This window comes from Rhizobiaceae bacterium, from assembly GCA_023953835.1.
In the GTDB taxonomy this organism is placed as follows: domain Bacteria; phylum Pseudomonadota; class Alphaproteobacteria; order Rhizobiales; family Rhizobiaceae; genus Mesorhizobium_G.
Genome location: JAMLJB010000001.1, coordinates 737,265 through 763,428 on the forward strand (window position 1 = coordinate 737,265; position 26,164 = coordinate 763,428).

The following is a 26,164-nucleotide window of genomic DNA, read 5'->3' on the forward strand; positions in this document are numbered from 1 at the left end:
CTAGCGATAGGTGCGAAGCGTGTCCGATGGCTTTTCGCCGAACGCGTCGTGATACTTCTTTGAAAAATGTCCGAGATTTGAAAAGCCACACATAAACCCGACAGACGTCACATTGGTCTCGGGGGTCGGGTTGCTGAGCATGTGCTTCGCATGGCGCATGCGGACCCTGTTGGCGTAGATCATCGGCGAAATGCCATAAGTTCGGCGAAAGAGATAGAACAGGCTTCGCGCTGTTGCGTGGGACACTTCGGACAACGTCTCTATTGTAATCGGCATGTCCCAGTGAGCTTCAATGTAGTCGACGGCCCTACGAACCTGCCAGGGCGCTGCTGCGCGTGGTGTTCCGTGCAGCAGATGGCTGTAGTTGTTTTCGTTTGCGAGCAGGTAATTCACCAATATCGCCTGCTCCAGCTCGGCGACGACGATCGGCGCAATATCGCCATCGCCAAGATCCAGTTCGTCGATCAGGAAGGAAATCAAGCGATAGAGTGTCGCTGTGTGCGGCGAACGTCCAGTTATCCGTTCAGCCAGCCGCAACGGAGGATCCACAGGCACGCCAATAAGGGCGCTGAGCTTCTGGCTTATGGATTTGGGCGTTGTCTTGAAAATGACATGCTCGAAGCCTGCTCCATAGGTCAGAACAGCATCCGCTCCCGGCCCGCCTGCGATGCCGCCCGCAACGCTCTGGACCAGAGTACTGTGCCGGTTCCACTGCACTTCTCCAGCCCCCGCGAGCGGAAAGCCCTGCACGAAAAAGTCATTCTGGGACAGGCGCAATTGAACCGGTGAACCATAGCGGGCGTATGTCAGGGCAACGCTGTTTAATTGGCAATGGTTGAATATGGTCTCAAACCTACCACTGCCCCCGGGCATATCGACTGACCTGACGGAAAAGACGGGGGCCAACCAATTGCGAAGCTCATCGGGGTCGCGCGTGCGAAGTCCCGGATGCGCGCTCAACAAACTCCGCTTCTGAGCCATCCTGGCGGTTCCTCGAAGGCAGTTCTGCTAACCCGGCGTGTAAGCGACCGCTGGATCACGCCTCGATTTGTGCAGGATCAGGCTAAAGACTTCCTGCATCTGAGCAGCACCATCGAACCAAATGGATACATTGCGTGCCTCCAACGTCAAGGGACAGCACAACTTTGACGGGAACTAAGTGGTGAAGCTCAGGGTGGAGAACCGAAGTGAAGTTTGTGTCGGAGGACATGTCGACCGAGCTGTCAGCCCGCCGCACCGGCATGTCGTTTCAACGTACACGCATGAGCGCCGACCGCACATTGATGTCGGTCATGCGCACATCGCTGTCGCTGATCTCGTTTGGCTTCACCATCTATCAGCTTTTTGAGAAGCTCCGGGACCAGAACCTGCTGGTCGGAGCTGCATCCGGACGCAATTTCGGCACAACGCTTGTCGGGCTCGGGATAGCGATGCTCCTCATCGGCATCGCTTTCCATGTTCAATTCATGCTGGGCCTGCGGAAGGAGCGCAACTCAATGCGCGAGGCGGGGCTGATTCATGGCGAAAGCGTCTTTCCCCCCTCGCTGACCCTGATTACGGCGGTGCTTCTCCTGATTATCGGCATGGCCGCCATTTCCAGCATGATCTTCAATGTGGGGCCCTTCAATTCCTGAGGAATGCTCCACCCCCAATACCGGGCTCAGATTCTGCAGCCCGAATTCCGATCAACTGAGAGGAGAAAAAAATGTCCAGGAAAAAATTCAAAGGCGTCATCAAGCTGGATGTCCGGGACTCCAAGCCCGATTGGGAACCCTTCACGCTTGCGAAGGCTCCCGAGGGATCGCCCAATATCCTGATTGTCCTCTATGACGACACGGGCATGGCAGCTTGGCAGCCATATGGCGGACGCATCGAAATGCCAACCCTTCAAAGATTGGCGGACAATGGACTGATGTATTCGCAGTGGCACACGACCGCCCTTTGCTCGCCCACTCGCTCGACATTCCTCACCGGTCGAAACCATCATCTCAACGCATGTTCCTGTATCACAGAGGGTGCACAGGGGTTTCCGGGCTGGAGCGGGCGACTCCCGGCCGAGTGCGCGACCATCGGGCAGGTTCTTCAGGACAACGGATGGAGCACGTACTGGCTGGGCAAAAACCACAATGTGCCGGAACAGGACATCTCGTCGGGCGCGAGCCGGTCGGAATGGCCGCTGCAGAAGGGCTTCGACCGCTACTACGGCTTCCTGGGCGGCGAAACCAACCAATGGTATCCCGATCTGGTCGAGGACAACAAGTTCATCGAGCAGCCTTATGAGCCGGAGGAAGGCTATCACCTCTCGAAGGATCTCGTTGACCAGGCGTTGCAGATGATCCGCGACCAGAAGGCAAGCAATCCTTCAAAGCCATGGTTCATGTGGCTTTGCCCCGGCGCCAATCATGCCCCGCATCATGCGCCGCAGGAGTTCATAGACAAATACAAAGGCAAGTTCGACGATGGGTACGAAGCGTATCGCGCATGGGTCCTGCCGCGGATGATCGAGAGGGGTGTGCTGCCGAAGGACACCAAGCTTACACCGATCAATCCGCTTCCGGACGAGATCGCGAACCCCGGCGACGCCGTGCGTCCGTGGGACTCGCTGAATGCTGACGAAAAGCACCTGTTCTCGAAAATGGCCGAAGTCTATGCCGCATTGTCGGAATATACCGACGTGCAGGTCGGCCGCCTGATCGACTATCTGGAAAAGAGCGGTCAGCTTGAAAACACCCTGGTGTTCTACTGCGCCGACAATGGAGCTTCCGGCGAGGGCAGCCCAAGCGGTTCGGTCAACGAGAACAAATTCTTCAACGGGTATCCGGACGAACTTAGCGAGAACCTCAAATATATCGATGTGCTGGGCAGCGTCGACACATACGGCCATTTCCCCACTGGGTGGGCCGTCGCTTTTTCAACGCCGTTCCAGATGTTCAAGCGCTACTCGGAATATTCCGGCGGCACCTGTTGTCCGATGGTGGTTTCCTGGCCGAAAGGCATCAAGGCAAAGGGAGAGGTTCGCAACCAGTACCACCATTCCACGGACATCGTGCCAACGATTCTGGAGGCCTGCAAACTGGAGATGCCGAAGACCTATCGCGGTGTCGAACAGTACCCATTGTCGGGGGTTTCGATGGCCTATTCGTTTGACGCAAAGCCCGACGCGCCAACAAAGAAGAAGCGTCAATACTATTCGATGCTCGGCACGCGCGGCATCTGGGACAATGGATGGAAGGCGTCGGCCATTCACGCTCCGTTGACCAGCAAGGGTCATTTCGACAAGGACGAATGGGAACTCTACCACGTCGACGCGGATCGTTCGGAATCCACCAACCTTGCGAAGAAGCACCCGGACAAGCTCCAGGAACTGATCAAGATCTGGTTTGACGAGGCCGACAAAAACAACGTCCTGCCGCTCGACGACCGCAGCGCGACGGAGCTTTTGACAGTAGATCGGCCGAGCGAGGAAGCTCCGCGCGAGCGTTATATCTACTATCCCGGCACGTCGCCGGTGCCCGAAGGCGTCGCTGTGAACGTTCGTGGTCGCTCGTACAAAATCCTTGCCGATATCGAAATAACCGACCCGAAATGCTCAGGGGTGATCTTTGCGCATGGGTCGCGCTTCGGCGGACACAGCCTCTTCATCAAGAACAAGAAGCTTTACTACGTCTACAATTTCCTTGGCATCAAGCCGGAGCAGCAATTCGTCTCCGATATTGAGTTGAAGCCTGGGAAATATTCCGTCGGCATGGAATTCATCCGCGAAAAGAGCGGTGAACATGGAGAATCGATCGGAAAGACCACGCTCTATGTCAACGAGAATATCGTTGCACAGGGCAACATGAAGACCCAGGCGGGCAAGTTCACGCTCTCAGGTGACGGGCTGTGCATCGGCAGGGACAGCGGCGACGCCGTCAGCGCCGAATACAAATCGCCGGGCACCTTCACCGGCGGAACGATATTCTTCGTTGGTGTAACCGTCGAAAAGGGTCAATATCTCGATCTCGAAAAGCTGGCTGCGGCGGCATTTGCTGTCGACTGACGCGCAGCAGGAAGCGTGCGGCGGCGGGCGCTCGCGCCCGTCGCCTTTCACTACCCGGGCAACAAGTTTCAGACCATGACCGCGCTCAGCCAGCTTATTCCAATTGCGATCAATGCCAGCATCTTCACAATGGTCTTTGCCCTTGGCGCAAAGACCGAGCGCGGCGATGCCGTCTATATTTTCGACCACAAGGGATTGCTCATCCGGTCGATCCTTTCGATGAACGTGGTGATGGTGCTGGTCGCGGCCTTGATCGCAGCAGCATTCGATCTCGCGGAGGCGATCGAGGTCGCCCTGATCGCGATTGCGATCTCTCCCGTTCCGCCAGTCCTGCCCGGAAAGCAGATCAAGGCCGGCGGTACAGCTTCCTATGCGATCAGCCTGCTGGTTGCGGCTTCCGTTGCATCCATCGTGATCGCTCCTCTTGCCGTCTCCTCTGTCGGGTTTCTTTTTGGCCGTCAGACGGTAGCGGGGATAGGACGCCTCTCCTCGATCATCATTGTCTCCATACTTCTCCCGCTTTTTCTCGGCATCGCCCTGCGCATTTACATGCCTGCTGTCGCAGCCCGCATTGCTCCCGTACTTTCGCGCGCGGGAACGGTCCTGCTCATCCTCGCGGTCCTTCCGGTTCTCGTAACCGCGACGGCCACTATCTGGGAGTTTGTCGGCAATGGGGTGCTTGCCGTGCTGATTGGCTTTTCGCTGATCGGACTCGTGGTCGGCCATATGCTCGGCGGACCCGAAACCGGCAACCGGACGGTGCTCGCTCTTGCCACCAGCACGCGCCATCCGGGCGTGGCAATGGCAATCGCCGGCGCCAACGCTCCCGGCGAGAAGGCCCTGCTTTCCGTGATCCTGTTCCATCTCGTCGTCGGAGCCATCGTGGCATTGCCGTATATGAGGCTTTGGACCGGCTCATCCGAGGAGCCTTCACAATGAGCACCGGAAAATTGCGTGATCCTCACCACCAAGCGGCCGCGCGGCGCGCGGGTATGGTCTCTATTCCCGGTGGCACATTTCTCATGGGGTCCGACAAATACTATCCGGAGGAGGCGCCCGTTCGGAAGGTTGGCGTGGCGGGGTTTCTCATGGATGCCTGCACGGTGACGAACCGTGAGTTCGAGCAATTTGTGAAGGAAACGGGCTACGTCACCCTGGCGGAACGCCCCGCCAATCCGGCTGATTATCCCGGTTTCCTGCCTGAAATGCTGGCGCCCGCTTCCACCTTGTTTCGCAAGCCGGCAGCACCCGTCGACATGGGCAATCCCTATAGCTGGTGGGACTACGTGAAAGGGGCGAACTGGCGGCATCCGCAAGGCCCTGGCAGTTCCATACGCAGAATACCCGACCATCCCGTGGTTCATGTCGCCTGGGAAGACGCTGAGGCCTATGCCCAGTGGGTGGGTAAGTCTCTCCCGACAGAAGCGGAGTGGGAATTTGCCGCGCGCGGCGGCCTTGAAGGCAGCGACTATGTCTGGGGTGACGAACTGACGCCCGACGGCAAGCATATGGCCAACACCTGGCAGGGCGAATTTCCCTATCGCAATACTGTTGACGACGGGTACGAGTTCACGTCGCCGGTCGGTGCCTTCCCTGCCAACGGATATGGTCTCTACGACATGGCGGGGAATGTCTGGCAGTGGACAAGCGATTGGTATGAAGAGCGCGCAAGAGCCGTAAGCCCCTGCTGCTCGGCAACCAATCCACGCGGTGGCTCGCGAGAAGCCAGCGTCGATCCGCGCGATCCAAGCGGCGTGCCCCGAAAGGTCACCAAAGGCGGATCACATCTGTGCGCACCCAATTATTGCCGTCGCTACCGCCCAGCGGCGCGGATGTCGCAGCCGATCGACACCTCGACATCGCATCTGGGTTTCAGGTGTGTCATAAGACAGTCAGGGGAGAGTTGAATGTTCGCTCCGGCTGAACTTCTGGCTGCGCTGACGGATATATTCGTACCCGTCATCGACCTGATCGCGCTGCTCTTCATCGCCGTCGGCACCGCAATCGCGTTCTGGCGAGCCTGTCGGATCATGTTTGGCGAGAGAGACGAACACGCCGCGCAGTCGATATGGCTGTCCTATTCTCGCTGGCTGGTCGCGGGACTCACCTTTCAGCTTGCAGCCGACATTATCGAGACTTCCGCCGCGCCGGATTGGAACGATATCGGAAGGTTGGCGGCTGTGGCGGTCATAAGAACCTTCCTGAACTACTTTCTTGAGCGCGATCAGCAAGAATTACGCGAGCGCCGGAAAGAACACTCATCCATTGAAGCAACTCTCAAACGGAAGGTGCCGCGCAATGCCGAATAACATCCGTTCGAGCGTCCGCGACAATTTGCTCGGCGAAAATGCGGCTGCGATCGATCGATTTCGCAAATTGTCCGTATGGGTACAATCAACTACGGTTAAATTTGATAGTATTGAAGTTTGGAAGGCAATCGTTCTGTTTGACAGAGGCTGATCCGGGTTTGGTTCGGCATTTTCTTGGTGAGGGTGGTCATGAATAGGAAATCGCTTAAATCCGCGTTGGCCAGCTTGGCCATCCTGGCTGCCTGCCATGGCAGCGCGTATGCAGCTGATGCTCCCCAGTCAGCGCCTGTCCCGATTGAAGCTGACAGCTCCGGCTGGACGTTTGCGTTCAGCCCGTATTTCTGGGCAGCGGGGCTTTCCGGCGACATTTCGCAGTTCGGACTTCCCACCGTCCATGTGAACTCTGATTTCGGCGACATTTTGAGCAATCTCGATTTCGCTGCGATGGCCGTGGGAGAAGCCCGCAACGGCACCTATTCATTCTTCGGCGACGTGATGTACACGAAACTGTCTTCAGGCACCGCCACCCCAAGAGGCATCGTTGCAAACACTGTCGATGTAACGTCGGAAACTTTTGCCGGCCTGTTCGGAGCGGGCTATTCGGTGTTTTCCGACGACCGCGGCTATCTCGATATCGTGGCTGCCGCACGCGTCTGGCACGTCAGCACGGAGATTTCCTTCAGCGGCGGAATCCTCAACGGGGTTGATGTGGACGATAGCGCCACCTGGATCGACGGACTGGCCGGCATCCGCGGGCGTTACGCGCTGACGGACAAGTTTTACCTCATGGGTTGGGGCCTGGTCGGTGCGGGCCAAGCCGACATCGACTGGGATGTAGCTGCAGGTCTCGGCTACAACTTCAACGATTCAATATCAGCAATCGCCGGATACCGTGCTCTCGGGGTCAACTATGAGGAGGATGACTTCCTCTTCGACACTGTGCAGCAGGGGCCAATCCTGGGCCTTGTCATTCGCTTCTAGATGTCTCGGGGGGAGCGAATGCTTGGAACAATGCGGGCGAGCCTCAATGTGCTGGCGGTCGGGCTTGCCTTGCTGTACTGGGCCGTGGTGGCGCACGCGCAGGACGATGCGCCGAAGGCCGAACTGCGCGATTGGACCGGCGATTACAAAGCGATGGTCGACCGCAGGGTCGTTCGCGTCCTGGTCCCCTACTCAAAGACGATCTACTTCATAGACGGAGGCCAACAGCTTGGCACGGCGGTAGAGCTGGGTACTGCCCTTGGCGAATGGATCAACAAGGGCCGCAAGAAGGAAATTGAACGCGTCCACATCGCCTATGTGCCGGTTGGCAGAAACGAATTGATTCCGGCACTTCTCGAAGGAAGGGGCGACGTAGTCGCAGCCGATCTGACCGTAACGCCTTCCCGCCTCGAGCAGATCGATTTTAGCGACCCGCTGGCGAGCGGGGTGAAGGAAGTGCTGATTACAGGACCGGCGTCACCGTCCGTAGCGTCCATCGACGATCTGGCGGGCAAGGAGGTTTTTGTCCGCAGAACCAGCAGCTATTTCGAGCATCTGACGGCGCTCAACTCCGAACGCAAAAGCGCAGGAAAGCCCGAGATCATCGTCAGCGAAATTGATGAGAATCTCGAAGACGAAGACATTCTCGAAATGGTCAATGCGGGGCTCCTTCCATGGGCAGTCGTCGACCGGTTCGATGCGCTTATCTGGCAGGATGTGCTTGAGGACATCGTTGTCCATGATGACATAGCGATCTCGACCGGCGGAGACATCGCCTTCGGCATCAGGAAGGGCAGCCCGGAACTGAAAGAAATGCTCGCCGGTTTCGTCAAGCAGCACAAGATCGGGACAACCTTCGGAAACATCCTCAAGAAGCGCTATTACCAGAGCGACAAGATGGTAAGGCGCGCCTATGACGGTTCAGATCTGGCGCGCTTTCAGGCGCTGCGCCTCATCTTCGAGACCTATGGCGACGAGTACAATTTCGAGCCGCTGCTGCTGGCTGCCCAAGGCTATCAGGAATCGAAGCTGGACCAGAAGCAGCGTAGCCCGCGCGGCGCAGTCGGCATCATGCAACTGCTCCCTTCCACTGCGGCCGACAAGGCCGTCGGAGTGAAAGGCATCGACAAGAGCGCGGAACGCAATATCGAAGCCGGCGCAAAATATCTGCACCACCTGACTGACGTTTATGTCGGTTCGGAAGGCCTCGACCCGCTCAACCGGATGCTGCTCACCCTGGCGGCTTACAATGCCGGACCTGGCAACCTGAAGAAGTTTCGCAAGGCGGCGGAGGATATGGGCCTCAATCCCAATGTCTGGTTCGGCAACGTCGAAAACGGAGCAGCACGCATCGTCGGACGCGAAACGGTTCAATACGTCGGCAATATCTACAAATACTACATCGCCTACTCGATGTACGCAGAGCGACAGAAAAAACACGACGCGGCAAAAGAAGAAGCGCAAGGCGCCGCGAACAAGCAGGAGGCAAAGCCGTGAGATTTCAAATTGTCAGAAGCGGTCGCCTGTTGGCCGCAACGTTTTCCGTCTGCCTTGCAGGAACATTTCTTTGTCCGCCAGATGCATTCGCGCAGGACCAGCCCGCCCAACAGGTTGCGGACAGCGATAGCACTCCGCAGCCGCTCGACGCCGACGAGATGGAGGTCCTGGTTGCACGCATTGCGCTTTATCCCGACGAGCTTGTGGCTGTCATCTCGGCTGCATCTCTCTATCCCCTGCAGATTGTCGAGGCAGACCGCTATCTCGACGCCTATGCAAAGGACTCCAGCCTGAAGCCGAAGGATAGCTGGGATGGAAGCGTCATCTCACTCCTCAACTATCCTGAGATCGTCGGCATGATGAGCGAGGATCTCACTTGGACGCAGCAGCTTGCCGAGGCACTCGCCTATCAGCAAAAGGACGTGCTGATGGCGATACAGCAGTTGCGCGAGGAAGCAGTTGCTAAGGGGATCATCAAGACCGACGACAAGGTGAAGGTCGAGGTTTCGAACGACAACATCGTTATTCAGTCTTCCAATCCCGACACAGTATATGTGCCGCGCTATGAACCGGAGATGCTCTATGTCCCCGATTATGCGCCGGCACCGATCGCCTATTATCCCGACCCCTATCCGAACTACTGGCTACCCGGTGCGACCTTCTTCGCCGCGACGGTTACGGGAGCACTATGGGCAGGCGCGGTGGACTGGGACGATTGGGGTGTCTGGGGCGGTCCGTGGCGGGGCGACGTCGACGTCGATTTCGACTGCAACCATTGCCTGAACAATATCAACGGCAAGGTGAACTTCCGCGATGTCGACTGGAAGAACGTTGACCGCAGCAAGCTGAATATCGATCGGAACCAGTTTGCCAATATCGACAGGTCGAAGATCAAGGGCGAAATCAAGTCGAACAGGGGCAATTCAGTCAAGAACCGCGCAACTGACATAAAGGGCAAGATCGGCAACGGCGCGCCGGGTCGGGACCGGCCGGCGATATCGCAGGATATTCGCAAGAGCACGCTTGATGGTCTGAAGGGCAAGGGACCGAACCAGTCGTTGCAGCTTCCGGACCGGAGACCCGATCTCAAAAGACCTTCGGGTGACAAGCTTGCCGCAAGGCCCGATCTCGGAAAGCAGGCCGGTGGAAAGCTTGCATCCCGCCCAGCGACTGGTCAGGCGAGGCCAAATATCAAGAACCCGCCAAAGATCGATCGTCCGGTCGGTAAACCAAGGCCTGCCGCCAAGCTGGATTCGCGTCCTGCAAAGCCGACGGCGCTCGGAAACATGGATCGTGGCAAGGTGGCAAAGGTCCAATCCAATCGAGGGAAAAAATCCATTTCTCGCGGTGGTGGTGGAGGAAGACCTGCAGTGAAACGTCCTGCCGGACGTCGGCGCTAGTTTGAGGGCTGAACGATGAAAAAGCTGATTCATTTCACCATTGGAAGTCTTTTGGCGGCTACGATTGCCTTGCCAGGCGCGGCGACCGCCCAACAGGCGAGCGAAACGTCGGAGATTTCCGCCTATGCATCCGACAAGGATGCGCCTGCATTCGACACGGCCGAAGCAGCCGTCGATGCGTTGAAGGCTGCATTGGCAGCAAACGATCTCGAAAGCGTTTCGAACCTGCTTGGGCTCGACGGCGCAAAGCTGAAATCGAATGAAGACGTGAAACTCACATTCGAGCAAATCCGTGAAGGCGCGGCCAAGCGCGTTCAGGTCGTGGACGAAGCCGCCGATCGCAAAGTGCTTGAAATCGGCAACAAGCTTTGGCCCCTTCCCTTCCCTCTCGTGAAGGGCAGTGACGGAAAGTGGAGCTACGATACTTTCGCCGGTCTTCAGGAGGTCATCGACCGGCGGATCGGCGAGAACGAACTGCAGGCAATTGCGACCATGCGCGCCTATGTCGACGCACAGGAAAAATACGCGGAAGACGACCATGACGGCGATGGTGTGCTCGAGTTTGCGCAAAAGCTCATCAGCAGTGAGGGCATGACCGACGGGCTGTACTGGCCTTCCGATCAGGGCGATGGCGAGAGTCCTGCCGGTGCGGGCATAAGCGCTGACGAGCTCGATGATGCGAAAAAGGGCGAAGGCTATTTCGGATATCGCTTCAAGCCGCTCCTGGCGCAGGGCGACAATATTGCCGGCGGCCGATACGACTATGTCATCAATGGAAACATGATTGCAGGCTTTGCCTTGCTTGCATGGCCTGTGCGGTATGGCGAGACCGGCATCAATGTCTTCGCAGTGAATCAGCACGGCACGGTCTATGAAATCGATCTGGGGCCGGCGACGGACAAGATCGTGAAATATATCGACCGCTTCGATCCCGACGAAAGCTGGCAGGTCGTCAATGACTAAGGGCAAGCGATCGTTCAATACTTGCGCCGGAACAGCTGCTCGCGCACAAGTCACCTTTCTCGCGCTTTGCCTCGCGCTTCCGTGCACGGCCGGTTTGGCTTCCGCGGCGGATCTGACGATAGCGATGCCGAACTGGGCGTCTGGCCAGGCGAGCGCGAATATATTGAAGGTTGGCATCAAGCAGGAGCTTGGCCTTGATGCCGATGTCGTTGAGATGGGCACGCTGATTGCCTTTGCGGGGCTGGATTCGGGAAGCGTGGACGTTCATCCGGAAGTCTGGCTGCCGAACCTCGACAATCTCGTGGAGCGGTATGTGAAAGAGGCGCACACGGTTGCGCTGAGCCCGGTTTCGGTGCCGGCCTGGCAGGGCATCTGCGCCAATCGCGCAGCGTCCGACAAGGTCGGCATCAAGGACATTTCCGACCTGTCGGACGTAAAGAAGACGGCAGCGCTCGACACCAATGGCGACGGCAAGGGCGAGTTGTGGATCGGGGCTGAGACCTGGTCGTCGACGGCCATCGAGCGGGTGCGCGCCAACAGCTACGGCTATGCCAAGACGCTCGACCTTCTGGAGATGCCCGAAGATGTGGGCATGGCGGCGGTCGATGCGGCGGAGGCGGTGGATCGCCCGATCGTGTTTGCCTGCTATGCGCCCAATGCGGTGTTCAAGCTGCATGACATCGTGCGGCTCACCGAACCGGCCTATGATGCGTCGAAATGGAAGATCGTGCTGCCTTCGGAGGACCCGGCCTGGCTTTCGAAGTCGAACGCGCCGGTCGGCTGGGACGCGGCCAGCTACCGCATTGCCTATGCAAGCTCGCTCAAGGAGCGGCATCCCGACGTTGTGCGCTTTCTGGAGCATGTCGATTTCACGCCCGATGAAGCGATCGACATGAGCTATGCGCTGCAGGTGGAGCGACGGGCGCCGCTCGACTATGCGCAGCAATGGGTGAAGGAACATGGCGAACGTGTGAAGGGGTGGGCAAAGCAATGAGTGCGACCATGACGGACCGCCGCAAGCTGCTGACAGCGGGCGCATTGCTTCTTGGCGCATCGCTTTGCGCGGTGCTTCCCGTGCTGGCGGCCGAGACGCAGGTCTATGACCCCAAGACGCGCAAATGGACCGACTACAACAAGACCGAAGCCTACAAATACTGGCGCAAGAACAAGCAGGTGCCGCCGGCCTTCCAGCGGCAGGTGGTTCGCTTCCGCACCGCCGAGAAGCCCGGCACCATCATCATCGACGGCAACCAGCATTTTCTCTATCTGGTGCAGCCCGACCAGACGGCGATCCGCTACGGGATCGGTGTCGGGCGCGACGGCTTCGGCTGGGCGGGCATCGTGCGGGTCGGGCGCGTCGCGGAATGGCCGACATGGACGCCGCCCGCCGAGATGGTGGCGCGCGATCCGAAAGCCGCGAAATGGGCGAACGGACAGCCCGGCGGCCCCGACAACCCGCTCGGCGCGCGGGCGCTCTATCTCTACGAGGGCGACCAGGACACGATCTACCGCATCCATGGCACGCCGGAGCCATGGACGATGGGGCTCAACGTGTCGTCGGGCTGCATCCGCATGGTCAATGACGACATTATCGATCTGCACAGCCGCATCCAGGTGGGGGCCAAGGTGATCGTGCTGATGCAGGGGGCGGCCCTTTACAAGGGCGTGTGATGGGCAAGGCTCGGAGAGGGAACACAGCCATGCATGAGAGAAGCAAGCAGCCAGGCAACCGGACGGGCAAGGCGGCTTTTACCGGCCTTGTGGCGTTGACGCTCAGCGCCTGCCAGTCGACGTCGCCGACCCAGGACCAGATGTCGCGCACCACGCTGGAGACGGCGCCAGCCGACCTGCAACTGATGTGCGCCAATGCGGCAGCCGCGCAGTCCGGGACGGAAAGCTCGAAGGTGCTGCCGGTCTCCTCGCGCAAGATCGACGCCAACAACTTCATCGTCGACCTCAACGCCAACGGAAAGCCAATGAGCTGCACCGTCGACGCAACCGGAACAAACGTATCCGTCACACCAGCCTGATCTCTCAAGGCAGGTCTACAGGGGACTAGCAAGAATGCGCATAGGCGTCGGCCGTATCGCGGCAACCTTCATGTTACTGGCAGTTGCGTTCCTCGCGAATCCGGTCGGTGCTACGTTCGCCCAGAACACGGCCCCAGCCGGCACATCATCCAATGCCAAGATTGATCAACTCCTCAAGCTGCTCGACGACCCTGAAGTCAGAAGCTCTCTTGACGCTGCTCGCAGCGCGAAGCCGGCGGAGCCGCGAGCCAGTGTAGCGGGAGGAATCCTCGGTCTGGATGAGGCCTTGCGCAACCATCTCGCCGCTATGTACGCCGCCCTGAAGAGCTTGCCGGCGGCCATGGGAGCCGCTTTGCAGGTACTCGTGAACGGATCGGCGGCCGGAGATGCGAAACCGGTATTGCTGCTGCTTGCGGTTCTGTTACCAGCCATCGCCGCCGAATGGCTCGTTCGTCGCAGGATCGCCACACGTACCAGGGGCACAATGGATGCAGCCCTCGCAACAGACGATTTCGTGCATCAACTGTGGTCCAAGCTCGCGCCCCTTCTGGCGTTCGCCGTTGCGGCTTTCATCATGTTCCTGGCCGCAGGGTCATCTCCCTTGGCGCGTAAGATCGTTGGCGTGTACATCGCTGCTTTGATCGTCGGCAGATTTGTCTATGCAGTCTCAATGGCTCTGCTTGAACGGGCGACCCATGCCGAGGCGCCGCGCGCCGATGGGACGCCAGACGAAGCTACCCCCGCGCCGGATCGGGTGCTTTCATTCTGGACGCGCCGATTGGCCATAGTGGTCGGTTATTTCTTTGCCGCGACCGCCACACTCGAGTTGCTGCCGGCGATCGGCTTTTCCGAAGACGCACAGCAATTGTTGAGTTATATCGCGGGCATCGGATTGATGGCCCTCGCCATCGAGTGCATCTGGCGCATGCCCCGCGCGGCGACTGAGCGCTTCAGTTCCTATTCGGCCAAATGGCTGCTCACAATCTATCTCGTGCTGCTCTGGTGCGTTTGGGCGGCGGGCGCGAATGTCGCGTTCTGGATTGGTCTCTACATCATAATACTGCCGAGGCTGCTTTCAGTTGTGGGGACCGCATCGCGGTCATTCGTCAAGGAGCAGTCAGGAGAGGGAAAACCGACTCCGATACGCGACGCATTGATCGGTCGCGGAGCCAGGGCCCTGGTCATTCTGCTCGCAGTCGCATGGGTTGCATTCATATTGCGTATGAACCCCGGCACCCTTGCGACATCCAACGACGTGGTGAGCAGCATCACACGCAGCTTGCTGCGAGGCGTGCTTATCCTGGTCGCCGCGGACCTGATCTGGCAGATCATGAAGGCATATATCGATGCTCGCATTTCTACTGACTCGACAGTTGCGGGCGCGCCGTCCGCAAGTCGGCTGCGAACATTGCTTCCGATTTTCCGGAATGCGCTGGGAGTGCTGGTCATCACCATTGCCTGCCTGATGATACTTTCGGAATTCGGCGTGCAGATCGGACCGCTGATCGCCGGCGCCGGCATATTCGGCGTGGCGATCGGCTTCGGGTCGCAGACACTCGTGAAAGACATCGTCAGCGGCGTCTTCTACCTGATGGACGATGCGTTCCGCGTGGGCGAGTATATCCAGAGCGGAAGTTACAAGGGCACCGTCGAGGGGTTCAGCCTGCGTTCGGTACGCTTACGCCACCATCGTGGGCCGGTTTTCACGGTTCCCTTCGGAACGCTTGGTGCGGTGCAGAACATGAGCCGTGACTGGGTGATCGACAAGTTCATCGTCAGGTTCCCGTTCGACACAAACATAAAACTGGTCAAGAAGCTCACCAAAAACATCGGCGCGGAACTGGAGGCAGATCCCGAATTGGCTCCGATCATCCTTCAGACCGTGAAAATGAAGGGTGTGGAACAGATCGGCGATTATGGCATCGACATCAGCTTCGCGTTCATGACCAAGCCCGGATACCAGACGAGCGTGCGGCGCAGAGCCTACAGCATGATGACCGACTTGTTCGGCGCAAACGGCATCGAATTCGCGCGGCCGAGCGTCCATGTCGGGAGCGAGGACAGTCCCGCCGCCGCAGGTGCCGCGAGCGCCGTCATTGCGATACAAAAGGCTGCCGAACAGGCGAAAGCGTAGGATCGGGCGCACGCACATTCCGGTTACCGCACTGCGGGTCGCGGCGGATTCCAGCCGTAATATTCCTGTCATGCAGCGGTCTTACAGGGTCATAATTGTGGTCGGGAGCGTGCGGTTCCCTGCGCCCGCTTCGCCCCCGGGCCGGTTGGCCCCCCTGTCGAAATGCCCGATATGCCCTCACCTGTTCAGCCAATCCAGACTTGCGCCATTTCAGTGCAGGAACTGGATCAGTTCTACGGTGAAACGCAGATATTGCGCGGCATCGACCTGCGGCTTCAGCGAGGCAGGACGCTCGCGCTGCTCGGGCCGTCGGGATGCGGCAAGACCACGCTGCTGCGGTTGATCGCAGGACTTCTGACACCCAGTCGCGGCATCGTTTCGATCGACAATAAGGTCATGGCGGATGCCTCGAACGGCACATTCGTCGCCCCGGAGCGGCGTGGGCTGGGCATGGTTTTCCAGGATTACGCGCTGTGGCCGCATATGAGCGTCGCGGAGAACGTCGGCTTTCCGCTGGAGATGCGCGCCGTGTCCCGGGCGGATCGTCAACGTCGCGTCGAGGCTGCTCTTGCACGAGTTAGCCTCGCGGGCTTTGGAGCGCGACGCCCCGGCGACCTTTCCGGCGGGCAGCAGCAAAGGGTGGCGATTGCGCGCGCAATCGTGGCGGAGCCTCGCATCGTGCTGTTCGACGAACCGCTCTCCAACCTGGACCGGGAGCTGCGCGAATCGCTGGTAGGCGAGATTGCACGGCTTGTCTCCAGCCTTGGCCTCACCGCGGTATATGTGACCCACGACCATAGCGAGGCCTTCACGCTCGCGGATGAAGTGGCCATCATGCAGGGCGGCGAAATCGTCCAGCTTGCGGCGCCCGAGACGCTGGTCGAGCATCCCGCCTCCCTTGCCGTAGCCGAATTTCTCAAGCTCGGAACAACCGCGTCGGCCATCAAGCAGGATGGGCGGTGGCGGCTTGCGGGCACGGAGGTGGTTCTCCCCGACCCTGCCGGTTCGACGCCGGCCGGCAAGGCAAAGGTGCTGTTCGGGCGCAACGCGCTGCAAGCGACGGAGCCCGGCACGGGTACGGTGGACGGGACGGTCATCGAGTCGCGCTTTCGCGGCGACGGCTATGCGCTTCAGGTCAGTCTGGACACAGGCGGGACGCTGACCTTGCCGGTGACGAGCGACAGGCGCAGCCGTCCGGGCGACAGGATCGGGATCGCCATCGAATCCCGCAATCTTCGCTGGTTTGCAGCGGAGCAATTCCCACAACAAGGATACCAACCATGTTGAAAATGACACTTGCAGCAGCGGCGCTATCCGCCGGCACTTTTCTTGCCACGGCAGCTTTTGCCGACGTTACTGTCTACACGGCTGGCCCCAAGAGCCTGATCGATGACCTTTCGAAAGGGTTTACCGAGGAAACCGGGATCGCGGTCAATGTCTTTCAGGCGACGACCGGAAAAGTCATGGCCCGCATCGAGGCAGAGGCATCGAACCCGGTGGTCGACGTGGTGATCTCGGCTTCCTGGGACACGGCGAACGATTTCGCCGAGCGCGGCTGGCTTGTTGCCTACACCAGCCCGAACGCCGAGAAAGTTCCGGACTTTCTCAAGTCGGATACGGCTGTGGCACAGGCCGTTTCCGGCCTTGGCATCGTCTGGAACACCAAGAGCGGAACGCCGAAGCCGACCGACTGGGCCGATCTCGCTGCGCCTGCCTACAAGGATCTTGTCAACATTCCGGATCCCGCTCAATCGGGTTCTTCCTTCGAACTGACCGCCGCCCTTGCCGGTGAGGACGACTGGAAGCTGTTCAAGGCGTTGAAGGCCAATGGAGCGATCATCGCCGGAGCCAATGCCGACGCACTCAATCCGGTCCTGCAAGGAGCCAAGGCAGCAGTGTTTGGCGCCGTCGACTACATTGCCCTCTCGGCTAAGGAAAAGGGCGAAAACATTGACGTGATTTTCCCAACCTCGGGAACCGTTGTCGCTCCGCGCCCGATCATGATCATGCAATGGTCGAAGAACCAGGACGATGCAAAGAAGTTCGTGGACTACATGCTCTCGGAGAAAGGCCAGAAGGCTGTCGCAGACCAGATGTTGATGCCTGCGCGCACGGATATTCCGGCGAATCGTCCGCTCATTGGCGATCTCAAACTGCTGCAATACGATTCAAAGGACATCTACGGTAAGCGTAAGGAAACGCTGACGGAGGCAGCCGACATCTTCAAGTAAGGTCGGCGCAATGGTGAAGGTTTTCGGCGGCACCTCGCTGGCAGTCGGCATCGCGCTACCGGGATTGCTGCTGATCGTCGCCGTGCCCTTTGCTTTCATTGTTCTCCAGGCGGTCTTTCCATCGCTCGGAGCCGGGTCTTTCGAAGCGCCGTTTGCACATTTCATCGATGTGCTGAGCAATCCCGCGCTCATCCGAATGACGTTCAACACGGTCTTCCTCGGCGTTTCGGTCGTCGTGGTCGCCTCCCTGCTTGCCGTGCCGCTCGGGATATTTCGAGCTCTGTTCCGCGTACCACTTGCGCCCCTTTGGGACGCGCTGATGCTCGTGCCTTTCATGATACCACCCTATATCGCAACGCTCGGATGGATCATGACGCTGCAGCCGCGCGGCTATCTCGAACAATTGACCGGTTTCAATCTTGCACCGTTCCTGTTCTCCGTTGGCGGCATGACATTCATCATGGCGCTCGCCACCTTTCCGGTCGTGTATTTTGCCGTGTCCCGCACGGTCGAGGCCATCGGCACCCGCTATTCCGACGTGGGCCGTGTTTTCGGCGCGTCGCCGCTGCGTGCGTTCTGGCGCATAACCTTGCCGCTGGCGATGCCGGGACTTGCCGCCAGCCTGCTGCTGGTCTTTGCCATGGCGATCGAAGAATACGGAACACCCGCCGCGCTTGGCCGGCGCGCCGGATTTGAGGTTCTGGTCAGCGGCATCGACCTGCGCGTGTCCGACTGGCCAATCGACCTGCCGGGAGCGGCCACCATTTCCCTCGTGCTCGTCTTTCTCTCGTTCCTGGCCTTCATGCTGCAACGAAGGGTGCTTGCGGATCGTTCTTTTGAAACGACCGGCGGCAAGCCCCAGAACAGGGATAAGAAAGCGCTCGGGGCACTCACCATTCCCGTGATGGCACTCTTTTCTGTCGTGGCTTTTCTGGCGACCGGCGTGCCGCTTCTGGCCGTGCTGACCACCGCATCGTTGAAAACCATTTCCGGCGGCCTCGTGCTATCCAATCTGGGATTGCAGAATTTCTCCGCCATCCTGTTTTCCAACGCCGCCGACGGATTGCGCGCGCTCGGTCTCAGCCTTTCGCTGGGCGTGGCCACTGCGCTTGTCGCGGGCGCAATCGGCGGTCTATCCGCCTATGTGGTGGTCAAGACACGGACTCCCGGTCGACAAGTGGTCGACGCATTGACCGTCTTGCCCAACGCATTGCCCGGCATCGTCGTCGCGGTCGGATTGATCCTTGCATGGAACCAGCCGATCCTGCCTGTCTCGCCCTACAATACGTCGCTGATCCTGCTGCTCGCCTATTGCTGCATATTGTTGCCGCATCCGGTGCGCTACACGCAGGCCGCCCTTCTGCAGATCGGCGACAATCTGGAAGCAGCCGCGCGCGTTTCCGGCGCGTCGAGCTTGAAGACCTTGCAGCGCATCGTCCTACCCCTCATCATGCCCAGCCTGATCTCGGCTATGCTGCTGGTTTTCGCGGTCGCCTCGCGCGAGCTGGTTGCGTCGATCCTCGTGGCCCCAATCGGGGTCCAGACCGTGGCCACCTTCATCTGGCGCCAATTCGAGCAGGGCTCGATCAGTCTCGGAATGGCAATGGCTTTCATCGCCATTCTGATAACCACCCTGCTGCCGCTCCTGGCTCTGGGCTGGATGCGGCGCGAAGGGCCGATACACCACTGAAACGGCATCGACGGTTCTGCCCGCGAGGGCTTATGGCGTTACGATGTTGAACCAGTATTCAAAACTGTCGAACAGCCCGAGAAACTGTGGGAAGGCATCGCTGCTGCCATCCACCTTGATTTCTCCCGACTGAACCTTCTGTTCTATGGTCGCCGCGCCAAGCTGAACGTCGTCAAGCGCAGCCTTCGTCAGCGTCGCCGTGGCGTCGGGATCGCTCACCTGCTTTTCGGTGTAGTTCAAGACCGAGTTCTCGACCGACACCGTATAGTTCTTGCCGATGTCGGTGAAATTGATGTTGAGCGTGAGCTTCTTTCCTTCGGCCTTCTCGGCGTTCAGTCGAACACCCAGGTAGTCGAACAGCATTTCGGGTGACATCGCCCGGATTGTGTCCGCGCTGGCGCTGCTTGGCGCAGCAATCTTCGGGACCCCGTTTCGCAGCTCGTAGGCGCCTTGAAGGTAAATCGAGCGCCAGGGACCGGATTCGGCCTGGTACCCCAATTGCTCATAGGTTCTCGCAAGCAGGTCTTTGCCCGCGACGCTATCCGGATTTGCAAAGACCACATGCTTGAGAGCGGTGGCTACCCAGCGATATTCACCCTTGTCGAAATCGGCCTGCGCATTTTTCAGGATTGCTTCTTCGCCACCCATGTAAGCCACATACTTCTTTGCCGCGTCGACCGGAGGCAGGATGTCGAGGTCCGAGGGATTGGCGTCATACCAGCCCATGTAGCGCTGATAAACGGCTCGTGCATTGTGGCGCAGCGACCCGTAGTAGCCGCGGCCGGTCCACTGATTCTCAAGGCTTTGCGGCAGCTTGATCATCTCCGCGATCTCCTCGCCATTATATCCCTTGTTCAGGAGATTGACGGAGCGGTCGTGGATGAACTTGTACAGGTCGCGCTGTTTCTTCAGATAGTCGTCGATGTTGTCATTACCCCACTTCGGCGCGTGGTGGCTCTGGAATTTTACCTCGATCTTGTCGCCGTACAGTTCGATGGTTTCATTGATGTACTTCGCCCAGCTCAGCGCATCGCGCACCTGCGCGCCGCGAAGCGTCAGAATATTGTGCATCGTGTTTGTGGTGTTTTCGGCCATCCACATCGCCTTGAATTTTGGCAGGTAGATGTTCATTTCCGCAGGTGCCTCGGTGCCGGGCGTCATCTGGAACACCATTTCCACGCCATCGATCGTGAGGACCTCGCCGGTCTTGCTGATCGAATCGGTTGGCTCAATCAGCGTGATGGTGCCAAGCGGATTGGTGAGGCCGAGGCCAGCCCCGACACTGCCTTCGGCGTTGCGCGGCAGAAACGCGCCATACATGAAGGTGGCGCGGCGGCTCATGGCGTTGCCGGCGATGACCCCTTCGCTGACCGCATGCTCCATGAAGCCCTCAGGCGCAATGATGCGTACCTTGCCCGCTTTGACATCGTCTTCGCTGACGACGCCCTTAACACCGCTATAGTGGTCGACATGCGAGTGGCTGTAGATGATCCCGATCACCGGAAGCTTGCCAAACTGTTCACTGACCAGATCATACGCCGCCTTCGCGGTCTCAATGGAACTGCCCACATCGAAGACGATCCAACCCGTGTCGCCTCTTATGAAGGTAATATTGGACAGGTCATAGCCACGGACCTGGTAGATTCCTTCGGTGACTTCATAGAGGCCGTACTGGACGTTGAGCTGGGCGTTGCGCCAGAGACTGGGATTGACCGTATCCGGTGCCGGATTCTCGATCGAGATGAAGGACCTGTAGCTTTCGAGGTCCCAGACAACATCGCCATTTTCCTTCCTGATGATCAGGGTGTCCGGCTTTCTCAAAAGCCCGCGTTGGGCGTCCTCGAAATCCTGCCGGTCATTGAATGGAAGCGCTTCAAGCACAGCCTTGTTGGCGGCCCTGGTCGTATCCGTCGCGGGTTCCGCAAATGACGCGCCGCCAATGATGCTGAAGCTGAGAGCAAGCAGACCAATCTTCAGCGAGTATGTTGAATTCTTACGAGTTTTCGCCAAGTCCCGTGCCGAATTCGATAGGCTGGCGATGTTGTCTTCCAAAGGCATGCGAAGTCCTCTCCTGTCGCGCTGAGCTTGCCGCGGCACGATACGCAGTTAGAAGGGAGGGATTGTTCCAATCGGGATAAACCGTCGAAAAAAGTGGTGCTAGAAGGTCTTGATGGAGCAGACCTTGGTCAAACGAGCCAAAGCGGAGAGCATCCTGCGGGAAAGCGGATGGCTCTCACAACAGCCCCCTGCCTTTCAGGACGAAGTCCTGCGCCGTTCGATCCTGCTGCATTTTCCCGCGGGCGAAGTGATCTATCGCTTCGGCGATGATCTCGGAGGCATATTTGGTCTCGTCGACGGCGTTCTGACGGTCAACACCGCTCCCCCGGATCACACGCCGCAATTGATCCATGTCGGCGCGCCCGGAGCATGGACAGGCGAAGGCTGCTTCCTGACGCGACAGCCACGACGTCTGGAACTTCGTGCACTGGTGGAAACCTGGATGATGCATGTGCCGCTCGACCAGATGGACCAGATGGCAGCCGCCGATCCCTCCGTGGTGCGCAATTTCAGCCATATATTGATGGCAAGCGTCGAAGTCCTCATCAGGATTGTCCACGATCTCCAGATTCCCGACGCGGCAAGGCGTATCGCATCGGTTTTGAACCGCGCGGCCTGGATCGGCCAAAGGCCAATCCGCCTGACGCAAAGTGAAATCGGGCTCATGGCAAATGCGTCCCGCAAACAGGTCAACGCGACACTGTCCAGGTTCGCACGCATAGGGTGGGTCAAGACCGACTACAGGTCGATCACAATTCTCGACGTCGAAGCCGTTCGCCAGTTTGCCGTGGGAGATGATTGACCTTTCCGCCAGATTGGTGCGGTACCAACTCTATTTTGCCAGGGCGCTCCCATTGCCCTCCAGATGCGCAATCATGGACCTTGCGTCCGTCGGAAATGTCCGTATCGCCAGAAGACAGCCGAAAGCCGTCAAGAGCAACGCAATCGGAACAATCGCCATCGCCTGATGAAGCCCGATAGCTCTGAACTCATCGAGCATTTGCATTCCGCCGGCGCCCATCATCGCCTGAGTTGCATAGTGATCGGAAAGCAATCCGACGAACAATGGACCGAAGGCTCCCCCGACCAGATTTATCGCAGCGGCGAATATCGCCATAGCCGTACCGCGCAGCTTCGGCTCCACAACATCGTGCATCGCCGGATAGACGCAGACGTAGAACGCATATTGCATCAACCAGCCAAAGCCGAAGACCGCCACGAACAAAGCCGGCCTTTCAGGACCGATCCCGAATGCGGACCAGGTCGCGCCTGCCGCCACGACAAGGCATATGCCGCCCATGGTCAGCCGTCCGGTTTGCGAGCGTTCATGCACATAATCGGCGACCCATCCCCCAAGTGTGAGGCCAATCAACCCGGTGAGACCGACGATGGCGCCGGTGGAAACCGCTGCCAGTTCCAGCGTCAGTCCGAAGAATCGCTGCATCAACGGCACCAGGAAACTGTTGGCCGCATAACTGGCGAAATTGCTGGCAATGCCCGCAAGCAGGATCCAGCGCATGGATCGGATCATGAGCACGGACCGAATCGGTCGGATTACGGGTTCCGGGCGCGGCTTTACGATCTCCGAAGCACCTCGCACGGGCTCGCGGATAGCAAATGCAAATGAGGCAAGGAGCAACCCCGGCACTATGGCAACAAGGAAGGGTGCGCGCCACGATCCGAAAGCAGACACAATCGCGCCAACGGAAAAGAATGCCAGAAGGAGGCCGCATGGCAACCCGAGCATGAAGATGCCCATCGCGCGCGACCTTCTGTTTGCGGGAAACAGATCACCGATCAGAGAAGTCGCAGCCGGAAGGTAGCTCGCTTCGCCAATGCCGACGCCGATTCTCGTGGTGAGGAAAGACCAGAAACTCCAGGCGGTCGCCGAAAGGCCGGTGAAAGCACTCCAGGCGATGAGCCCGAATCCGACGATTGACTTTCGTGTCCGGGTATCCGCTAGGCGACCAAGCGGAATGCAGAAAACCGCGAATGCCAACGTGAAGGTGGACGCCACGAACCCAAGTTGCAGGTCGCTCAACGACCATTCCAGCCGGATCGGCTCCATAATGATCGCGGGAATGGCCCGGTCGAAAAAATTAAGCAGGTTTGCCAGAAACAGGATGGCAAGCACTCTCCAGGCGTTCGACACAACGCGGTCCCCCATGCGATTACCATATACGGTTCAGCGCGGTTGTCGATATTTCGGGCAGCCGCACTCGAAGGAGCACGACTGCCGATCGCATCATTGCCAGACAAGCTCCGATACAATATCCGGATCGACCTTGTACTTCGATGCCTGCTCGCACGCCCCGGCGGGATCGTCCGACATGGCGTTCAATTCCCCGCCGACCAAGACGCCGAAGATCACGAGAATATGCTTGTCGTGATAGGCCTTCTGGTTATCGTCCATATTTGCCGCTTCGACCGGCGCCAAAGCTTCGAAGGCTTTGCTGAACTTGGCCTCGTCAATTGTGAAGCCCTCGCACACATCCGCAATTGCCGATTGATAGGCAATCAGTTGCAGCTTCGTTGTCTGTTGGGGTGTGAGCGCACCTTCCAACAAGGCAATAGCATGTTCTCTGACGAAACTGGTTTTCGGTGATGCCTCGGCAGCCACAGATGCGCCCGTGGACAATGCGGAAGCCAACGCCAGCCAAACTAGATTTCTAATCATTGTCGTCTCCCCGCGCGCGCTTAAAATATACGGTTTGTCCAAACCGGGTTGAAATGGCCATTGTTGTTGTAGCATGCCCATTGAGCGGGATAGCACACCACCCCTGTGGCGGGACTGAAAGGCGCTCTCGGCGCGCGATAGGCGGGTGGGGGAGGCGGTGGAGGAGGAGCATACTGATACTCGTATCGATGCTGGTTGGAGATGGCGGCCGCGGCGGCCCCTCCAAGCAGTGCGCCACCGATCAAAGCAGCAGTGTCGCCCGAGTTCCAGCTATGGGCGGAAGCAGGCAAGGAGCAGGACAGAGCAGAAAGCATTGCCAATGGCGCAAGGACAGCCTTTGACATGTTCGTATTCCCTGGAAAGAGGAAGTTCTGGCACCCGGGCGAGATGCCCGCGCGCGGTGAAATGCGATCAGACGGTACAGCATGCGGCGGCGCAAGGAAAAGGCATTCAATCGGGGCCAAGCAAATCACGCGTCTTCCCCGGTGGAGCAAGCGGGCGTATCAACTGCACGTATCGTGCGAGGCTTATGCGGCTCAATTACAAACCGTTCGAAGATCACGACAAAAGCCGCTTCCCTTTCGTGCGCCAGCGGCCCGCGCACGTTTCCTGCATTCATCAATGGTCTCGGTTCTACATATGCGGTCGCCGGCACTGGCCTCGACACTGCTGGAACGAGTGGTCACGCTTGATCGCACGGTCGGCTTCGAGGTGGTTTTTTCACTCGCCACTTGCGGTGTTCTCTTGCTCGGCTGCGTCGTCTCCCTTGGGCAGACACGCTCCTCATGCCGACCGAGTTCCCTGAGCGCAAAGGTGGTCGGCGTGTCGGTTGGCAAATTCAGTCCGACTTGCTCGGAAAACAGGCCTAGTGCTCGTTGGCTCCGGTTTCCCCAGATCCCGTCAGCCTGACCTACTTCGCAGCCAACTCGTGCAAGTTCCAGTTGGATTTGCCTCGCAAGAGAGGCGACAGCGCTTGCGTCGCCCTGCGGACTTTCGTTGCTATCCAACTGCTCAATTTTCAGCCGCGCTATTCTTACAAACGCCCCGTCAGGATATGTTGCGATATAGCTTTCCAGCGCCTTTCGATCCCGAGTGTCCTTCACAGAACTCCAGTATTCAATTTCGGTGGCCTGAGGATCGGGTTGGCCGTCTGACCGGCTCGGAGCCAGATAGATTTCCTTGCCTGGCAACGAACCATATGTGAAGGGCTCCTGCTTCCCTCCAGTCGCAACCATCACGCTGTCCCGGACCTTGCGGAAAACAAACTGAATGTCCAGATTGCGTTCCTCCAGATGTTCAAGAAGTCCCGCCGTATAGGGACTGTTTCGACCCGCCCCGTCATAGGCAACCGTCCCCTCTTTTGCTGCATAGCCGACCAAAGTACCCGTTATCGGCTCGATCTTGGCCAACCCTCTGCCCACGGAGCGGGTCGCACTCGTGCGCTTCATGCTTACCAGGAAAGGATTGTCCCGACATGCATCCAGAAGCACAATACGAACGCCCGAAACGCCCGACAACGCGTTCATTATCAGGCTTACGGGGATCGCTTCAAACTCCACATCGGAATCCGCAGCCAGCCGAGCATCGGAAGGGATCAAGAAATTCTCATTGTTCACCTCCACCCCATGCCCCGCAAAGAAAAAAAGGCCTATTTCTGCGCCCCCGGCTTCCCTTCCAAATTCCTGGAGAGTCCTTCTAAAGTCTTCGTAGTTCAAATTCTCCTTCAATGTCACTTTGAAGCCAATGCGTTCCAGTGAATTGCGAATATCACCGGCGTCATTCCTTGGGTTCGGTAGTGTCTGCAAGCTTCCGTATTCGGAATTTCCGATTACCAAAGCGACGCGCTCACCCGAAAAAGATTCGAGGGTCAGCAGTCCCAGAAAAATGGCCGCCATCAATAGTGCGGTAGAGATTGCCTCTGGTCTCCACATGGCCGCCTCCCCTTGACAATATTACGCGTTTTGGAAGGGGTGTCGAGGTTTGCCTCTGAAGAGGAAACCACCGTAACCTCTATTTGATCGTTACGGGGAACAGAAGGACTTCGAGGATGCACGATGAGTGCCTGCCTGACCTTGCGCTCTTCACCTGTTCAGCCGCATTTTCGGTTTACGGCCGCGATCCATCAATATTCACTGCGGCTTGTTGCCCTTGAGGC

Annotated in this window: 22 protein-coding genes; 17 read left to right on the forward strand and 5 right to left on the reverse strand. The window is 58.6% G+C overall.

The window, feature by feature from the left end; translation table 11 throughout:
- The gene (locus M9924_03480) at positions 1-906 is read right to left on the reverse strand and encodes an AraC family transcriptional regulator (protein MCO5063457.1); all 906 of its coding nucleotides are present in this window, start codon (positions 904-906) and stop codon (positions 1-3) included.
- A gap of 281 nt (positions 907-1,187) precedes the next feature.
- On the opposite strand from M9924_03480, the gene M9924_03485 reads away from it, so the two are divergent.
- From M9924_03485 to M9924_03560, 16 genes are all read left to right on the forward strand, one after another.
- Positions 1,188-1,634, forward strand: a complete 447-nt coding sequence (locus M9924_03485; GenBank protein ID MCO5063458.1) for a DUF202 domain-containing protein — start codon at positions 1,188-1,190, stop codon at positions 1,632-1,634.
- Between the two features lie 71 nt (positions 1,635-1,705).
- Entirely contained in the window at positions 1,706-4,039 is a 2,334-nt protein-coding gene (locus M9924_03490; protein ID MCO5063459.1) for an arylsulfatase, read from the forward strand.
- Positions 4,040-4,054: 15 nt separating this feature from the next.
- On the forward strand, positions 4,055-4,978 hold the full coding sequence (locus tag M9924_03495; GenBank protein MCO5063460.1) for a Na+-dependent transporter: 924 nt from the start codon (positions 4,055-4,057) through the stop codon (positions 4,976-4,978).
- Positions 4,975-5,946 (forward strand): formylglycine-generating enzyme family protein, encoded by a 972-nt coding sequence (locus tag M9924_03500; protein ID MCO5063461.1) that lies wholly within the window; start codon positions 4,975-4,977, stop codon positions 5,944-5,946. Before M9924_03495 ends, M9924_03500 begins: the two co-directional genes overlap by 4 nt.
- Positions 5,947-6,348, forward strand: coding sequence for a DUF1622 domain-containing protein (locus M9924_03505; GenBank protein ID MCO5063462.1), 402 nt, complete (start codon positions 5,947-5,949; stop codon positions 6,346-6,348).
- A 177-nt stretch (positions 6,349-6,525) separates the two neighbouring features.
- Positions 6,526-7,329, forward strand: coding sequence for a hypothetical protein (locus M9924_03510; protein MCO5063463.1), 804 nt, complete (start codon positions 6,526-6,528; stop codon positions 7,327-7,329).
- Positions 7,330-7,347: 18 nt separating this feature from the next.
- Positions 7,348-8,826, forward strand: coding sequence for a lytic transglycosylase F (locus M9924_03515; protein MCO5063464.1), 1,479 nt, complete (start codon positions 7,348-7,350; stop codon positions 8,824-8,826).
- The gene (locus M9924_03520; GenBank protein ID MCO5063465.1) at positions 8,823-10,226 is read left to right on the forward strand and encodes a DUF3300 domain-containing protein; all 1,404 of its coding nucleotides are present in this window, start codon (positions 8,823-8,825) and stop codon (positions 10,224-10,226) included. The genes M9924_03515 and M9924_03520 overlap by 4 nt, the downstream gene beginning before the upstream one ends.
- 15 nt (positions 10,227-10,241) lie before the next feature.
- Positions 10,242-11,189 carry a DUF2950 domain-containing protein gene (locus tag M9924_03525; protein ID MCO5063466.1) on the forward strand — a complete coding sequence of 316 codons (948 nt, stop codon included), beginning with the start codon at positions 10,242-10,244 and terminating at the stop codon, positions 11,187-11,189.
- Between the two features lie 124 nt (positions 11,190-11,313).
- On the forward strand, positions 11,314-12,183 hold the full coding sequence (locus M9924_03530; protein MCO5063467.1) for an amino acid-binding protein: 870 nt from the start codon (positions 11,314-11,316) through the stop codon (positions 12,181-12,183).
- Between the two features lie 8 nt (positions 12,184-12,191).
- Positions 12,192-12,860, forward strand: a complete 669-nt coding sequence (locus M9924_03535) for a L,D-transpeptidase (protein ID MCO5063468.1) — start codon at positions 12,192-12,194, stop codon at positions 12,858-12,860.
- Positions 12,861-12,889: 29 nt separating this feature from the next.
- Complete coding sequence (locus M9924_03540) at positions 12,890-13,219, forward strand: hypothetical protein (protein MCO5063469.1); 330 nt, start codon at positions 12,890-12,892, stop codon at positions 13,217-13,219.
- A gap of 70 nt (positions 13,220-13,289) precedes the next feature.
- On the forward strand, positions 13,290-15,353 hold the full coding sequence (locus M9924_03545) for a mechanosensitive ion channel family protein (GenBank protein MCO5063470.1): 2,064 nt from the start codon (positions 13,290-13,292) through the stop codon (positions 15,351-15,353).
- A gap of 171 nt (positions 15,354-15,524) precedes the next feature.
- Entirely contained in the window at positions 15,525-16,640 is a 1,116-nt protein-coding gene (locus tag M9924_03550) for an ABC transporter ATP-binding protein (GenBank protein MCO5063471.1), read from the forward strand.
- Positions 16,637-17,584, forward strand: coding sequence for an ABC transporter substrate-binding protein (locus M9924_03555; GenBank protein ID MCO5063472.1), 948 nt, complete (start codon positions 16,637-16,639; stop codon positions 17,582-17,584). Before M9924_03550 ends, M9924_03555 begins: the two co-directional genes overlap by 4 nt.
- 10 nt (positions 17,585-17,594) lie before the next feature.
- Positions 17,595-19,274 carry an iron ABC transporter permease gene (locus tag M9924_03560; GenBank protein MCO5063473.1) on the forward strand — a complete coding sequence of 560 codons (1,680 nt, stop codon included), beginning with the start codon at positions 17,595-17,597 and terminating at the stop codon, positions 19,272-19,274.
- A gap of 30 nt (positions 19,275-19,304) precedes the next feature.
- Here M9924_03560 and M9924_03565 read toward each other — a convergent pair whose 3' ends face one another.
- Positions 19,305-21,284: an MBL fold metallo-hydrolase gene (locus M9924_03565; GenBank protein ID MCO5063474.1), complete on the reverse strand. Its 1,980-nt coding sequence runs from the start codon at positions 21,282-21,284 to the stop codon at positions 19,305-19,307.
- 172 nt (positions 21,285-21,456) lie between these two features.
- Here M9924_03565 and M9924_03570 point away from each other — a divergent pair, with 172 nt between their 5' ends.
- Positions 21,457-22,134 carry a Crp/Fnr family transcriptional regulator gene (locus tag M9924_03570; GenBank protein MCO5063475.1) on the forward strand — a complete coding sequence of 226 codons (678 nt, stop codon included), beginning with the start codon at positions 21,457-21,459 and terminating at the stop codon, positions 22,132-22,134.
- Between the two features lie 30 nt (positions 22,135-22,164).
- Here the strand turns inward: M9924_03570 and M9924_03575 are convergent, their stop codons facing one another.
- The 3 genes from M9924_03575 to M9924_03585 all read right to left on the reverse strand — a co-directional run bounded on the left by M9924_03575 (position 22,165) and on the right by M9924_03585 (position 25,940).
- Positions 22,165-23,499 carry an MFS transporter gene (locus M9924_03575; GenBank protein MCO5063476.1) on the reverse strand — a complete coding sequence of 445 codons (1,335 nt, stop codon included), beginning with the start codon at positions 23,497-23,499 and terminating at the stop codon, positions 22,165-22,167.
- Positions 23,500-23,577: 78 nt separating this feature from the next.
- Positions 23,578-24,090, reverse strand: a complete 513-nt coding sequence (locus M9924_03580) for a hypothetical protein (GenBank protein MCO5063477.1) — start codon at positions 24,088-24,090, stop codon at positions 23,578-23,580.
- Positions 24,091-24,545: 455 nt separating this feature from the next.
- Positions 24,546-25,940, reverse strand: coding sequence for a caspase family protein (locus tag M9924_03585; GenBank protein ID MCO5063478.1), 1,395 nt, complete (start codon positions 25,938-25,940; stop codon positions 24,546-24,548).
- Positions 25,941-26,164 lie beyond the last annotated feature (224 nt).

What these genes read in the sequence shown, in the direction of transcription:
- M9924_03505 (MCO5063462.1), top strand. Translation starts at nt 5,947, where the DNA reads ATGTTCGCTCCGGCTGAACTTCTGGCTGCGCTGACGGATATATTCGTA.
- M9924_03530 (MCO5063467.1), top strand. Translation starts at nt 11,314, where the DNA reads ATGCCGAACTGGGCGTCTGGCCAGGCGAGCGCGAATATATTGAAGGTT.
- M9924_03525 (MCO5063466.1), top strand. Translation starts at nt 10,242, where the DNA reads ATGAAAAAGCTGATTCATTTCACCATTGGAAGTCTTTTGGCGGCTACG.
- M9924_03545 (MCO5063470.1), top strand. Translation starts at nt 13,290, where the DNA reads ATGTTACTGGCAGTTGCGTTCCTCGCGAATCCGGTCGGTGCTACGTTC.
- M9924_03585 (MCO5063478.1), bottom strand. Translation starts at nt 25,940, where the DNA reads ATGTGGAGACCAGAGGCAATCTCTACCGCACTATTGATGGCGGCCATT.
- M9924_03580 (MCO5063477.1), bottom strand. Translation starts at nt 24,090, where the DNA reads ATGGGCATGCTACAACAACAATGGCCATTTCAACCCGGTTTGGACAAA.
- M9924_03560 (MCO5063473.1), top strand. Translation starts at nt 17,595, where the DNA reads ATGGTGAAGGTTTTCGGCGGCACCTCGCTGGCAGTCGGCATCGCGCTA.
- M9924_03550 (MCO5063471.1), top strand. Translation starts at nt 15,525, where the DNA reads ATGCCCTCACCTGTTCAGCCAATCCAGACTTGCGCCATTTCAGTGCAG.
- M9924_03540 (MCO5063469.1), top strand. Translation starts at nt 12,890, where the DNA reads ATGCATGAGAGAAGCAAGCAGCCAGGCAACCGGACGGGCAAGGCGGCT.
- M9924_03515 (MCO5063464.1), top strand. Translation starts at nt 7,348, where the DNA reads ATGCTTGGAACAATGCGGGCGAGCCTCAATGTGCTGGCGGTCGGGCTT.
- M9924_03500 (MCO5063461.1), top strand. Translation starts at nt 4,975, where the DNA reads ATGAGCACCGGAAAATTGCGTGATCCTCACCACCAAGCGGCCGCGCGG.
- M9924_03490 (MCO5063459.1), top strand. Translation starts at nt 1,706, where the DNA reads ATGTCCAGGAAAAAATTCAAAGGCGTCATCAAGCTGGATGTCCGGGAC.
- M9924_03535 (MCO5063468.1), top strand. Translation starts at nt 12,192, where the DNA reads ATGACGGACCGCCGCAAGCTGCTGACAGCGGGCGCATTGCTTCTTGGC.
- M9924_03575 (MCO5063476.1), bottom strand. Translation starts at nt 23,499, where the DNA reads ATGGGGGACCGCGTTGTGTCGAACGCCTGGAGAGTGCTTGCCATCCTG.